Annotated in this window: 10 protein-coding genes and 3 tRNA genes; 5 read left to right on the forward strand and 8 right to left on the reverse strand. The window is 31.6% G+C overall.

Annotated elements, in window-relative coordinates; genetic code table 11:
• The first annotated feature begins 495 nt into the window (after positions 1–495).
• Positions 496–1374 carry a metalloprotease gene (locus ACQ629_RS03960; RefSeq protein WP_483706648.1) on the forward strand — a complete coding sequence of 293 codons (879 nt, stop codon included), beginning with the start codon at positions 496–498 and terminating at the stop codon, positions 1372–1374.
• A gap of 88 nt (positions 1375–1462) precedes the next feature.
• Here ACQ629_RS03960 and ACQ629_RS03965 read toward each other — a convergent pair whose 3' ends face one another.
• From ACQ629_RS03965 to ACQ629_RS03990, 6 genes are all read right to left on the reverse strand, one after another.
• Positions 1463–1678, reverse strand: a complete 216-nt coding sequence (locus ACQ629_RS03965) for an Arm DNA-binding domain-containing protein (protein WP_483706649.1) — start codon at positions 1676–1678, stop codon at positions 1463–1465.
• Between the two features lie 248 nt (positions 1679–1926).
• A complete protein-coding gene (locus ACQ629_RS03970; protein WP_483706650.1) occupies positions 1927–2133 on the reverse strand; it encodes a hypothetical protein in 207 nt (68 codons plus the stop codon).
• A 112-nt stretch (positions 2134–2245) separates the two neighbouring features.
• Positions 2246–2319: transfer RNA gene (locus tag ACQ629_RS03975), tRNA-Arg, on the reverse strand.
• A gap of 29 nt (positions 2320–2348) precedes the next feature.
• Positions 2349–2423: transfer RNA gene (locus ACQ629_RS03980), tRNA-Pro, on the reverse strand.
• A gap of 15 nt (positions 2424–2438) precedes the next feature.
• A tRNA-Ser gene (locus ACQ629_RS03985) sits at positions 2439–2522 on the reverse strand.
• 99 nt (positions 2523–2621) lie between these two features.
• Positions 2622–4673, reverse strand: a complete 2052-nt coding sequence (locus ACQ629_RS03990; protein ID WP_483706651.1) for an HD family phosphohydrolase — start codon at positions 4671–4673, stop codon at positions 2622–2624.
• A gap of 105 nt (positions 4674–4778) precedes the next feature.
• On the opposite strand from ACQ629_RS03990, the gene ACQ629_RS03995 reads away from it, so the two are divergent.
• Together ACQ629_RS03995 and ACQ629_RS04000 are read left to right on the forward strand one after the other, a co-directional pair.
• Complete coding sequence (locus ACQ629_RS03995; protein WP_483706652.1) at positions 4779–5954, forward strand: acetyl-CoA C-acyltransferase; 1176 nt, start codon at positions 4779–4781, stop codon at positions 5952–5954.
• Positions 5955–5972: 18 nt separating this feature from the next.
• Positions 5973–6743, forward strand: coding sequence for a C40 family peptidase (locus tag ACQ629_RS04000; protein ID WP_483706654.1), 771 nt, complete (start codon positions 5973–5975; stop codon positions 6741–6743).
• 73 nt (positions 6744–6816) lie between these two features.
• On the opposite strand, the gene ACQ629_RS04005 is transcribed toward ACQ629_RS04000, so the two are convergent.
• Together ACQ629_RS04005 and gyrA are read right to left on the reverse strand one after the other, a co-directional pair.
• Positions 6817–8052: a tetratricopeptide repeat protein gene (locus ACQ629_RS04005; RefSeq protein ID WP_483706655.1), complete on the reverse strand. Its 1236-nt coding sequence runs from the start codon at positions 8050–8052 to the stop codon at positions 6817–6819.
• Between the two features lie 17 nt (positions 8053–8069).
• Positions 8070–10586, reverse strand: a complete 2517-nt coding sequence (gene gyrA / locus ACQ629_RS04010; protein WP_483706656.1) for a DNA gyrase subunit A — start codon at positions 10584–10586, stop codon at positions 8070–8072.
• Positions 10587–10896: 310 nt separating this feature from the next.
• On the opposite strand from gyrA, the gene ACQ629_RS04015 reads away from it, so the two are divergent.
• Positions 10897–13449 carry an ATP-dependent Clp protease ATP-binding subunit gene (locus ACQ629_RS04015; RefSeq protein WP_483706657.1) on the forward strand — a complete coding sequence of 851 codons (2553 nt, stop codon included), beginning with the start codon at positions 10897–10899 and terminating at the stop codon, positions 13447–13449.
• A gap of 178 nt (positions 13450–13627) precedes the next feature.
• Positions 13628–15016 carry a TlpA family protein disulfide reductase gene (locus ACQ629_RS04020; protein WP_483706658.1) on the forward strand — a complete coding sequence of 463 codons (1389 nt, stop codon included), beginning with the start codon at positions 13628–13630 and terminating at the stop codon, positions 15014–15016.
• Positions 15017–15074 lie beyond the last annotated feature (58 nt).

Here is a 15074-nt window from a genome sequence, read left to right on the forward strand (position 1 = left end):
TATAAAAAATTAATTTAAAAAACAAATTAAAATTTAAAAAAAAGACTCAAAACCAAACGTTTAACAAATTTACAAACTATAAAAACTTCCGTTAACTTTACTACACATGCGTATTATTGTGATATAAAAAACAACTAAATTAAGACTCTAAAAATGTTAATTATTCAATTTTTTATTAAATAGTTTTGTTATTTATTTCTTATGTAACTAAACTTTTGTTTTATAATTATCTTATACAAAACCGATTTCCTTAATATAATTCTACATTTTCAGAATATTTTATCGATAGATATGAGCAAAACGACTCCCGTTTTGTAATGACATATCTTAATTTAAAAATAAACACTCTTTGTTTAATATAATACATTATTTACTTTTTTGTTAAATTATTAAACTTATTGAATAATATTAATCATTATATTAAATAAACAACAACATATAACTACTTTCGTTTATAAATTGATCAACCTTCAAACCCTTCAAATAAATAAAAAAATGAAACAAATTATTAAATTAATAACGTTAGCTCTTTTAGTTTCGTTACAAAGTTGTGACAAACAAGAAATAGAGAAAGATTTAGATTTAAACGCCAATTCACCAGAAAATGGCATTTTACCTAACGAATTAGGTAATCATAACACAGCGCATAACTGTGCAACTGTATCTCAATTTGGGCCAAACTCTTATTGGTCAAACACACTTGTAAACACAAGTGAAACAAATTTTTTAAAACAACAAAACAATAAGGCTTCAAATCTTTTTGGCATATCTAATGTTCCCCTTTATTTTGCAGCAGGTAGCGGTACATTTAACGCACTTTCTTATGGCCCACCTAACAATTATATTATTTGGGGTGAAGAAATGTTAAGTGGTGCATTAAATTACGGAAGATCTGCTGTTGCATATATTGTAGCACATGAAGTAGCGCATCAAATACAATTTAGACAAGGATACCCATCAGTAACAGGAGCCTCTAATACAGAATTAGAAGCTGATGGTTTTGCTGGTTATTTCTTAAGAAGAAGTTATACTAGTAATTGGTCTGATGTTATCCCTGCATATAACTTTTCTCAATCTATAGCAGGTTCTAACGGATCTTCTCACGGTACTGCCGCACAAAGACGTTCTTCGGTAAGGTTAGGATGGTTATTAGCTAATAATGGTGCTTTATCTAACTCAAGCCTTGATTATAACTTTTTTTACTATTATAATAGCCATATTCTTCCTGGTAAATTAAGAAGTAGTGACCTTAAAAAACCAAAAAGAATTAATGAAGATTTGCATAAATTTATGTTAACCAAACTAGAAGAATTACGCGATATTCATACAGGGGAAATCTCTGAAGAAGAGTATGCTAACCTAGGTAATAACTAAAATAATATTAAATATAAGGTTGATCATTTTACAAAGAGAGGTTTCTTTAACCTCTCTTTTTTTTATTATAAAATTATATTGAAAATACTCAAAAAAAAGCCTCCTTAATTATTTTATTCCCTGTGCTAAGAGCTTTAGCTTTCTTAATTGCATTATTCCAAGATTCTGGATAAATAAACACCCCTGTAGAAAATATTTCCCTTTTCTGATAAAAGACTAACCTAAACCTTAAAGGGCATTTACCTTTTTTGTTTCTTTTTATCTTTTGTATTACAAATAATACAGACAACATATAATCATTCATAATATTATAGTTTTGATTTTAAAATGGGAGCCTCTGAAGAAAAGCAGGAACCTTTTAATGCACCTAGAAAGGTTTATATCGATTAAGTAATTAGATAAAAAAACTGGTATAAAAAATAAAACTACCTCACAAGTTAATGTAAGGTAGCCCTGTATTTTTTTATTCTTTTTTAATATTCACTCTTGACAATCTAGTCTTGAACTAGCAAGAAAAAAATATCACATAACTTTATTACTGACTCAATTTAATTATTCTAGTTTTTTAATTAAAAATTTTAAGACAATCGCAAATATTAATGGAGTTCCTAATATTAAAGGGACTTTATGCCAGCTTATATCTAAATTTAAAAAACCTTCTACTGCCCCTTTAAAAATAAGCATAATTACTAAACCACCTAAATAAAGTAAAAGCAATACATAAATGTAACTAATTACTGAGTGTATTCTATCTTTCAATTTATTCTTATTTAAGATACTATCCTATTGTTTTTATAACTTTTACAAAGCTACAAGCTCTATGAAACATAAGAAAACAAAAAAGCCTCACTATTTCTAGTGAAGCTTTAAGTGAGCCCTGGAGGATTCGAACCTCCGACCGCCTCCTTAGAAGGGAGGTGCTCTATCCAGCTGAGCTAAGAGCCCGTAGTTTTTATGTTTCTACGAAAACAGTGTCGGGGTGGCAGGATTCGAACCTGCGACCTCCTCGTCCCAAACGAGGCGCGATGACCGGGCTACGCTACACCCCGAGTGCAATTTAATTGCGGAGAGACAGGGACTCGAACCCTGGCGACAGTTACCCGTCGACAGATTAGCAATCTGCTCCATTACCACTCTGGCACCTCTCCTTGAACTTTAAACTACTTAATAAATAAGAGTTTTAAATTGCGAGTGCAAATATACAACCACTTAAATGCTTTCACAAGTGTTTTTTAAAAAAAATTACACTAATCTGGGTACTCAACTCGTAAGTGATAGATACTCATCAACTTATTCTTTATAATTTTTTTTATTTTTTCTATTTCTCTAAAGGTTATATCTGAATTTGAGAACTGATTGTCGTTTTTTTGCTTATCAATAATCTTATCTATTAAATTATCTATCGATAGCGCTGTTGGGTTTTTTAAACTTTTAGATGCTGCTTCTGCTGCATCGCACATCATCAAGATAGCAGTTTCTTTCGAAAAAGGGATTGGTCCTTGATATTGAAATTTTTTAATATCAACTTCTTCTCCTTCTATAGTGTTCTTTAATTCTTGTTTGTAAAAATAATAAGTAACATTTGTTCCATGATGTGTTCTTATAAAATCTATTATTCTATCTGGTAATTTATTTTTCTTTGCTATCTCTATCCCTTTTATAACATGATCTAAAATTATTCGAGCACTATCCTTTGGTGATAAATCATTATGCGGATTTACACCTGTTGATTGGTTCTCTGTAAAATACATCGGGTTTGCCATTTTACCTATATCATGATACAATGCTCCGGTTCTAACCAACATCGAATTAGCGCCTATCTCATTTGCCGCAGCTTCTGCTAAATTTGCCACCTGCATAGAGTGCTGAAATGTACCTGGTGCTTTTTCATTTAAATCTCTTAATAGTTTCGAGTTTGTGTTAGACAACTCTAATAAAGTAACATCTGAAACCAAACCGAACAACTTCTCGTAAAAATAAATAAAGAATACTGCTAAGAAAGATAACATTCCGTTTGCGGCAAACAATCCAAAATACAACCAATTTATTTTATCTGCATTCCCTTCTTTTAATATTGAAAAAGCAAAATAGGTAATCATATAAATTAAAGTAATTTGCCCTATCGACACAAATAAACTTGCTCTTTTATATAACTCTGATACAGTTAATATTGTTACAATTCCTGCAATAATATGTAAATAGATAAACTCAAAACTGTTAGGAACTATAAACCCTAATAACAAAACGGTTAAAACATGTGTAAAAAGTCCTAATCTAGCATCAAAAAAAGCTTTTAGCACTATTGGTAAAATACTTAATGGCACTACGTATAAGTATTCAGAATTGTATTTAACAACCAATGTTTGCACAAAAATCATTAAAAAAACATTAAAGAAAATAAAGGTTACTTTATTATTGTCACTAAAAATTTCGAATCTATATTTATGTAAAAAAAGCAATAACATTAATAATGCTAAGGCTACTAAAATAGTGTACCCGAAAACAATCCAATAGTAATTAGACTTTGTCCAAAGTTGTGAACTTGAAGCAGTTTCATACGATTTTAAAACATTAAGCTTTCTTCCTTCAATAATATCACCTTTTAATATTATTAGTTCTCCTTTTGATACTTTTCCTTTTACGTGTGATATATTTTTTAATGCTTCATTTAATTCCTTGCTACTATATTTAGTGTCAAAGAGTACATTAGGTTTAAGACTTTCTGATAAAAGCGTTAAAAGTATGTTCTGCTTTTGCAAATCAAGTTTATCCGTATTTTTAGAAATAAAATTAAGTACGTCTTTAGACTGTAATAACCTAGAAAAGGAAACGTCGTCTATTGAATTTCCTTTACGTAAAATTATAAGCTCCCCTTGATTTGCCCTATCTACACTTGCATCATCTAAAAATCCGTATTTATATATTTTTTTGATAACATATTCTCCTGCTTTTTTTAAAACCCCTAGATCTTTCTTAGAGAAAGAATCGAAAAGAGGTAACTTACTTCTAAATGATTTTAAGACTTGTCCTTCTATCTCTTCATTATAAACAAAATATTTTTTAATATTTGATCTAACTTCACGAGTTTCAGTATCAATTTCTTTTGCTGTTTTTTGAATCGCAAAATCAAATGGAGCATAAAAATTATCGTACTGCCAAGGTTTTCCTTGCGGATAATCATATTTAAATTGTCCACCTTTAGGAAACAGGTACACAATTAATACAACTGTAATTAAAAATAATAATACTTTATAAATAATAGCATTATTCTTATATAACTTATTAATGAAATCGTTCATTTTAAATGTTTAAAAATGTAAATATAACCTTTCTCTATTATTTGAGTACTTGTTATAAAATGGTTATTTTCGCAAAACAAATCTTAACACAATACACCCAAATATATGAAAGAAGTAGTTATTGTATCAGTTGCAAGAACACCAATTGGTAGTTTTTTAGGAACTTTATCAACTATACCTGCACCAAAATTAGGTGCTGTAGCAATAAAAGGAGCTTTAGAGAAGATAAACTTAAAACCTGAAATGGTGGATGAAGTTTTTATGGGAAATGTAGTTTCTGCCGGAGTTGGTCAAGCACCAGCTCGTCAAGCTGCTATTTTTGCCGGAATTCCTAATACTGTACCTTGTACTACTGTAAATAAAGTTTGTTCTTCTGGTATGAAATCTATCATGTTGGCTGCGCAAGCAATTGCTTTAGGTGATGCTGAAGTTGTTGTTGCTGGTGGAATGGAAAACATGAGTATGATTCCTCATTATCAACACGCTAGAACGGGTTCTAAATTCGGACCTATTAAAATGGAAGACGGCTTACAAAAAGATGGTTTAGTTGATGCTTACGAGCAAGTAGCAATGGGAGTTTGTGCGGATGAATGTGCAACTGAATATAGCTTTTCTAGAGAAGATCAAGATGCTTTTGCTATTGAATCTTACAAACGTTCTTCTGATGCTTGGAGTAAAGGAAAATATGCGGATGAAATTGTGCCCGTAGAAATACCTCAACGTCGTGGCGAACCAGTTATCTTTTCTGAAGATGAAGAATATAAAAATGTGAAAATGGAAAAAATTCCTACTTTACGTGCTGCTTTTACCAAAGACGGAACAGTTACTGCTGCTAATGCCTCAACAATTAATGATGGTGGAGCTGCTTTAATTTTAATGTCTGCTGAAAAAGCTGCTGAATTAAACTTAACTCCTTTAGCTAAAATAAAGGGATATGCAGATGCTGCACACGAACCAAAATGGTTTACGACTGCACCTGCTAAAGCATTACCAAAGGCTTTAGCGAAAGCTGGAATTGCAATTGATGATGTAGATTACTTTGAATTAAACGAAGCGTTTTCTATTGTTGGTTTAGCTAATATGAAAATTCTAGGCTTATCTACTGATAAAGTAAATGTAAATGGTGGAGCTGTTTCTTTAGGACATCCATTAGGTGTTTCTGGAGCAAGAATTGTTATAGCTTTAACCTCTATTTTAAAACAAAATAATGCTAAAATAGGAGCTGCTGGTATTTGTAACGGTGGTGGTGGTGCTAGTGCAATGGTAATTGAAAGAGTTTAATGTTTAAATAATTGATCAATGTCTTTCGGAATTTGTAATTTAAGTATTGTGCCTCTTCGACTTGAGCCCTCTGATCCTTCAGAAATGGTGAGTCAAGTAGTTTTTGGTGAGCATTTTAAGGTTTTAGAAAAATCTAAAAATTGGAGTAAAATTCGTTTAGCTTTCGATAATTATGAAGGTTTTATCGATAATAAACAATACGAAGAAATTACTGAGGAAGTTTATAATTCTTTATCCGAAGAAAATAAAAGCTATGCTGGGGAGTTAATTGATTTTATTACAGATAATAATCACAACTTAACTACAATTCCGATGGGAGCTAGACTTCCATTTTATAAAGATAAAAATATCAATATAAATAAAACTCTTTATACTTATGAAGGAAAAGTATGCAATAAGAAGCTTATAAAAACAGCTATTATTGATACCGCTTTTCTGTTTTTAAACGTTCCGTATTTATGGGGAGGAAAATCTCCTTTTGGTATTGATTGTTCTGGTTTTACACAAACTGTGTATAAATTATGTGGATACAATTTATTACGCGATGCAAAAGAACAAGCTACACAAGGTGAAGTTTTAAGCTTTATTGAAGAAAGTGAACCTGGAGATTTAGCTTTTTTTGATAATGAAGATGGTACTATTACACATGTTGGCATTATTATGAATGATTATAATATTATTCACGCACACGGTAAAGTACGAATTGACAAGTTAGATCACAGCGGAATTTACAATATAGACACCAATAAGCACACTCATAGGTTAAGAGTTATAAAACGTTTTATTTGAAAATATTTAATAAATAAGCACAAAAAAAACCGAAACTTAAAAGTTTCGGTTTTTTTTAACTAATAAAAGAACTCTATCTCATTGACTTATATAAATCTCTATACTCTGTTGCTTTCGCTTCATTTTCTAAAACCTCGTATAAGTTCATAAGAGTTTTAACAGTATCTATATTTCTATTTAAAGAATCTGCCTTTTCTAAGTAAGGTAATGCTTCTTTATACACTTCTTTTTGTTGTAGCGCTAACTCATCATACTTTTTAAAGTTTGATAAATTTTTATTCATTTCATCTACAATTTTCTTATCCTTATTTAAAATAGCAACTGCTAAATTCATATAAGCATCAGCATAGTCTGGCTTTAACTCAACTGCTTTTCTATAATATTTTTTAGCATCATCAACTCTTCCATCATTAAAGTTAACTACACCTAAGTTATAATATAACGTAGGGTTTTCAGGATCTAAAGCAATCGCCTCACTCATTAGCTCTCCGAACTTATCCATTTGCTTAAGCTTAATATACATATCAGCTTCATTTAACAATAAATTTAAATCCTTCGGATTTGCCTTTCTTGCTTCTGCTAATGCCTCAATAGCCTCATCTGTTTTTCCTTGCTCTTTTAATAATAAAGCAATGTTTTTAACGATTATAGCTGTTTTAGATTCTGATGATTTTACACCTGGCTTAATATATTGCTTAGATTTAACCATTAAATCTCTTTGCTGCTTAGAACCTAAGTTCTCTACTTTACCTGTTAATTTATTGGTTGCTATATACTGAGTTTCAATCCCTGTATAACCTACTTTTCTTAACTCTTTATAATACTTAATAGCTGTATCATACTCTTTAGCTTGTGTTGCAGATATTGCTGCATTATAAACAAAAGAGGTATCAGTAGGACTTAACATATATGTTAAGTAGAAATTTTCTGCAGCGTTTTTATAGTCTTTTTTATTATTGTATAAATCAACAGCTTTATTAGATACTTCCTGAACCATTTTATTCAATAAAGGTTTAGCTTCTTCAGTATAATTATTATCCTTCATTGCTAACAACGCTTGAAAAGCCTCTGCAGAATTTTTATAATCTTTTTTTATCGCTAATACTTTAGCCTTTAAAAAGTAAAATTTAGATTTATACTTATCTTCATCGCTCATCATTACAGCTCCCTCTACAGAATTAAGAGTAGTAATAGCTGTTGTATAGTCCTGTTTTTTTATTGCTTTTTCAGCTGCTTTTAATTCAGATTTTTGAGCCATTAAACCTAATGACATCAATCCTAAAGAAAAGGTTAAAATTTGTTTTTTCATTTTAATTACTGTTTTATTTATTGTTGTTCTTGATCTTCGTTTGTTTCGTTTTCAATTTCCGTGCCATTTTCTGCATCTTCATTTTCATCCTCATCATCTTCACGCATAACTTTTGCAACAGCAGCAATACTATCACTGTCTTTTATATTAATTAAACGAACACCTTGCGTTGCACGTCCCATAACACGTAAATCTTCAACAGCCATACGAATTGTAAGACCTGATTTGTTAATAATCATTAAATCATTTGAATCATCTACATTTTTAATTGCAACTAATTCACCTGTTTTTTCTGAAATATTTAAGGTCTTAACTCCTTTTCCTCCACGGTTTGTAACTCGATAATCTTCTAGCTTAGATCTTTTTCCGTATCCTTTTTCAGAAACAACTAAAATATTACTGTCCATGTCATTTACTGCAATCATACCGATAACCTCATCTTTATCGTGTTGTAAAGTAATACCACGAACTCCAGATGCAGTTCTTCCCATAGGACGAGTTTTTGCTTCTTCAAAACGAATAGACTTACCTGATTTTAAAGCTAACATTACTTGGCTATCACCAGTTGTTAGTTTAGCTTCTAATAGTTCATCTCCTTCTTTAATAGTAATTGCATTAATACCGTTAGTTCTTGGACGAGAATATTGCTCTAAAGGTGTCTTTTTAACTTGACCCTTTTTAGTAGCCATAATCACAAAGTGGCTATTAATATACGCTTCGTCTTTTAAATCTTGAGTAACTAAGAACGCTTTTACCTTATCATCTTGCTCGATGTTGATTAGGTTTTGCATTGCTCTACCTTTGGTATTCTTTCCTCCTTCTGGGATTTCATACACACGCATCCAGAATACTTTTCCTTTCTGTGTAAAAAACATCATATATTGATGATTTGTTCCTACGAATAAATGCTCTAAGAAATCTTCATTTCTGGTAGTTGCTCCTTTTTGTCCACGCCCTCCTCTATTCTGAACTTTATATTCGTCAAGATTGGTACGTTTTACATATCCTGCATGAGAAATAGTTACCACTACTTTAGAGTTTGGTATCATATCTTCGATACGCATATCTCCTCCTGCATAATGAATTACAGAACGACGTTCATCACCATATTTATCTCTAATATGAATTAATTCATCTGTAATTATTTGGTAACGTCTTGATTCGTTTGCTAAAATATCTTTCAAGTCAGCGATTGTTAACATTATTTCGTCAAACTCTGCACGTAACTTATCTTGCTCTAGTCCTGTTAACTGACGCAAACGCATTTCTACAATTGCTTTTGCTTGAATTTCTGTCAGTTCAAAACGCTCTATTAATTTTTCTCGTGCTTCATCTCCATTTTTAGAAGCTCTAATAATCTTAATTACTTCATCAATATTATCTGAAGCAATAATTAATCCTTCTAAAATATGCGCTCTAGCTTCTGCTTTCTTTAATTCAAACTCAGTTCTACGAACAACAACTTCATGTCTATGCTCAACAAAGTATTGAATTAATTGCTTTAAATTTAATTGCTCTGGTCGTCCTTTTACTAACGCAATATTATTTACACTAAAAGAAGTTTGTAATTGAGTGTATTTATATAGTTTGTTTAAAACGATATTAGGAATTGCATCACGTTTTAAAATATAAACGATACGCATTCCGTTTCTATCAGACTCATCACGAATATTTGCTATTCCTTCAAGTTTTTTATCATTTACTAACTCCGCAGTTTTCTTAATCATTTCTGCTTTGTTAACCTGATAAGGAATCTCAGTAACAATAATACATTCTCTTCCTTTTACTTCTTCAATGGTAGCTTTGGCACGCATTACAATACGCCCACGACCTGTATGAAAAGCATCACGAACACCTTCATAACCATAAATAGTTCCTCCTGTAGGAAAATCTGGTGCTTTGATGTGTTGCATCAACTCATCAATTTCAATATCTTTATTTTCAATATAAGCAAGAGTACCATTAACAACTTCTGTTAAGTTGTGAGGCGCCATATTTGTTGCCATACCTACTGCAATACCAGACGCTCCGTTTACTAACAAGTTAGGAATACGTGTTGGTAATACCGTTGGTTCTTGCAAAGTATCATCAAAATTTAAGCGGTGATCAACAGTATCTTTTTCAATATCTGCTAACATATCTTCTGATATCTTCTGCATTCTAACCTCAGTATAACGCATTGCTGCTGGAGAATCTCCATCAACAGAACCAAAGTTACCTTGCCCATCAACCATCATATAACGCACACTCCAATTTTGCGCCATACGAACCATAGAGTCATATACAGAGGTATCACCATGTGGGTGATACTTACCTAATACTTCCCCTACAATTCTTGCAGATTTTTTATATGAACCTGTTGCTTTAATTCCTAATTCGTGCATCCCAAATAAAACTCTTCGGTGAACAGGCTTTAAACCATCTCTTACATCTGGTAATGCCCTTGACACAATAACCGACATCGAATAATCGATATACGCTGATTTCATTTGCTCTTCAATGTTGATAGGGATCAACTTTTCGCCATCTGCCATATATATATCTTTAAAATATTAATTGTCATTTTTTCGTTAAAAAAGTGAATTTTACACTTGATAAAACTCACTTCTAAAATACACTAAAATTAACGGTACTTATTAAAACATTGCAAGATACTATAATGCCTTCTTTTACACAAAAAATATTTTTATTGTTTTAGTGATACTTATCAACAATTTCAATAATTATTCAACCTACAATGAAGCAATTTTACCTTGCCAGAATGTCTGTTAAAAACTATTGGCATCTTTTTTGTAATTTTTAAGAAAAAAACTTACTAACTTTACACATATACAAATTAAATTTATGGACGATAATTTTTCACCACGAGTTAGAGATGTAATTACTTTCAGTAAAGAAGAGGCCCTAAGATTAGGCCATGATTTTATCGGAACAGAACACCTGTTACTAGGTTTGATTAGGAATGGAGACGGTAAAGCCATTGAAATACTAACTACTTTTGACGTAGATTTAGATTTGATGCGCAATAAATTAGAAAAACTAAATCCGACCACCCCATCAATAGCAAGCATCGAAAAAAAGAGCTTGCACCTTACAAGACAAGCTGAAAAAGCAATAAAAACAACGTTTTTAGAAGCTAAATTATATCAAAGTAACTCTATAGACACTGCTCATTTGTTGTTATGTATTTTACGTAACGAGAATGACCCAACAACAAAACTACTTCAAAAATATGATGTAGGCTATGAAGAAGCGAAAGCACTTTACAAGGAACTCCACGTAGAAGATACTTTTTCTTCTCCTACTGCCGAAACACCTTCTGAAGATGAGTTTAATGATGATAAATCTAATCCTTTTGGACAACAAAGCCCCAAAGGAAAACAAGCCAAAAAGTCTAAAACACCAGTTTTAGATAATTTTGGAAGAGATTTAACACTATTAGCCACTACAGGTAAATTAGACCCTGTGGTTGGTAGAGTAAAAGAAATTGAACGTGTTTCTCAAATCTTAAGCCGCCGAAAAAAGAACAATCCAATGTTAATTGGAGAACCTGGTGTTGGTAAGTCTGCCATTGCAGAGGGTTTAGCCTTAAGAATTGTAGAACGAAAAGTATCTCGTATCTTATTCGACAAAAGAATTGTTTCTTTAGATTTAGCCAGTTTAGTTGCCGGAACAAAATATAGAGGGCAGTTTGAAGAGCGCATGAAAGCTTTAATGAATGAATTAGAGAAGAATGACGACATTATTTTATTTATTGACGAAATACATACCATTGTTGGTGCGGGTGGAGCTACAGGCTCTTTAGATGCGTCAAACATGCTAAAACCAGCTTTAGCTCGTGGAGAAATTCAATGTATTGGAGCCACTACTTTAGATGAATTTAGAACCAACATCGAAAAAGACGGAGCTTTAGAGCGTCGTTTTCAAAAAGTAATTGTAGAGCCTACAACGGTTGAGGAAACTATACAAATTTTACATAATATTAAAGGTAAATACGAAGCGCACCATCAAGTATCATATACCGATGAAGCTATTAATGCGTGCGTTAAGCTTACCAATCGCTATATGACAGATCGCTTTTTACCTGATAAAGCTATTGACGCTTTAGACGAAGCAGGATCTAGAATACATATAACTAACATTGTTGTTCCACAACAAATATTAGAACTAGAAGCTAAACTAGAACAAATTCGTAAGCAAAAAACAAAAGCTGTAAGCGGCCAAAAGTACGAAGAAGCAGCTAAGCTACGTGACGATGAAAAAAACATTGAAACAGCACTAGAATCTGCTCAAAACCAATGGGAAGAAGACGCTAAATTAAATCGAGAAATTGTTACTGAAGACAATGTTGCCGAAGTAGTTTCTATGATGACAGGAATACCTGTTAACAGAGTTGCTGAGGCAGAAAGTCATCGTTTAGCAGATTTACCAAACATGATTAGAGGTAAAGTTGTTGGTCAAAATGAAGCTGTAACCAAAGTAGTAAAAGCCATACAGCGTAATCGCGTAGGTTTAAAAGACCCCAACAAACCAATTGGTTCCTTTATTTTCTTAGGATCAACTGGTGTTGGAAAAACACAGCTAGCAAAAGTATTGGCTCGTGAGTTATTTGACTCTAGCGATTCTTTAATTAGAATTGATATGAGTGAGTATATGGAAAAATTCGCTATCTCTCGCTTAATTGGTGCACCTCCAGGATACGTAGGCTATGAAGAAGGTGGTCAATTAACCGAAAAAGTTAGAAGAAAGCCATATTCAGTAATTCTTTTAGATGAAATTGAAAAAGCACACCCTGATGTTTTTAACATGCTCTTACAAGTCTTAGATGACGGACATATTACTGACAGCCTTGGTAGAAAAATTGACTTTAGGAATACGATTATCATCATGACCTCTAACATAGGTGCCCGTAAAGTAAAAGAGTTTGGTGCTGGTGTTGGTTTTGGTACTGCTTCTAAAAAAGATCAAGAAGATGCACATGTAAAAAGCATTATCGAGGGAGCTTTAAAAAAATCTTTCGCTCCAGAATTTTTAAATCGTATTGATGATGTTATAATTTTCAATTCATTAGAGCGAGAAGATATTCATAAAATCATTGATATTGAATTAGAAAAGCTTTTAAACCGTATTGCTGATTTAGGATACAAATTAATGCTAAGCGAAAAAGCAAAAGACTACATTGCCGATAAAGGCTTCGATAAAAAGTACGGAGCAAGACCTTTAAAAAGAGCCATACAAAAGTATATTGAAGACGCTTTAGCTGAAGAAATTGTTAATTCTAAATTAGACGAAGGAGATACCATTTTTATGGATTTAGATGAAAAAGACAATAAGTTGAGCATCAAAATAGAGAAAGGACAAAAACCAAAAGAATCTCGCACAGAAATAAAAGAATAAAAACTGCACCCCCCTAAATACAAGTTGTTTGGGGGTTATTTTTTTTAAAAACAAAAACAATTGTAAGTAAAAATATATTAAAGTTTCACAAAATAGTAAATACTTTGTTAAATTCTTTGATAAAAAAACTAAAAAAAGTAACTTCGGCGCTTAAACCCCTTATTAACATAAATATTAAATGATGAAAAGACTAATACTTTTAGCCCTTATAGGAGTTACTATAATCTCATGTAAAAAAGAAAAACCGGTAAAAGATTATCTTATTCTATCTGGTAAAATAGAAAACTTTAAAAAGAAAGATGTTACCTTAGCAGGGTTTCGTTTTGAAAAAAAAATAAAATTCGATAAAAAAACAGGGTCTTTTTCAGATACTGTAAGAATTAACAGAGATGGTTATTACACCTTAATGCTTAATAAAAAACCTATTAATCTATACCTTACTGATACTGTTGATGTAAAAATATCTACTGACTACAAAAAAATTCTTAAAGCAAAGTTTAAAGGAACTAGTGCGGATATCCAAAATTACTTCCTTCTTAAAAAGAAAGCTTGGAATGAGCATATAGCGAATCCTAATAAATTTTTCGCCTTAGAAGAAGATATTTTTTTAGAAAAATTAAACAATTATAAAGAAGCTTTAACGGAGTTATCAATATCTAATAACCTGCCTGCTGAATTCTTAAAAAAAGAAGTTAAAAATATTAATTATGAATATTTAAAGTTTTTAAGTAATTATCAAGAATACTATGGTATTTTAACTAGAAATGACGAATTTATTGTTTCAGAAAATTTCCCTGACCCTTTAAAAGACTTTAATTATAGTAGCGGTGATGATTATGTTAATTCATATTCTTACCGTAAAATTTTAGAAACACAATTAGATCAAATATCTAGAGCTAAAACTGAAGAAGGTGGCGATCGTTTTCTAACATACTTAGAAGTAGTACAAACTGAAGTTAATGATACTTTAGCAAAGAACGACTTATTGTATGAAAGTGCAAAAAGAAGTATTACATATACACGTAACTTAAAAGAATTTTATGCTAAATTCATGGCCTATTCTACAAATAAAGAGCACAAAGAAGAGGTTTCTAAAAGTTATAATTCATTAAAAACAACTGCCAAAGGCGAGCCTGCTCCAAAATTTAAAGATTTTGAAAACTATGCTGGCGGAACAACTTCTTTAGATGATTTACTTGGTAAAGGAAAATATTTATACATTGATGTTTGGGCAACCTGGTGCGCATACTGTAAAAGAGAAATACCTTTATTAAAGAAACTAGAAGAAGAATACCATGGAAAAAATGTAGAATTTGTAAGCATTAGTGTTGACGCTAAAGACGATTATGAAAAATGGAAACAAACCATTGTAGATCGTGAAATGACAGGTGTACAACTTTTTAGCGGTGAGAAATTGGCAGATTTAGAGTGGGCTCAAAAATTCTTAATTAAAGGATTACCAAAGTTTATTATTATAGATCCTGATGGAAATATTGTAAGTCCCACCGCTCCTGCTCCTTCAGAAGGTGAAAAATTAATTAGTCTTTTTGATGAGTTAGGTATATAGAAACCTACATTGATAACATAAAAAAACCGCCAATTGGCGGTTTTTTTATGTTATCATA

Source organism: Tenacibaculum sp. SM2510 (assembly GCF_057002845.1).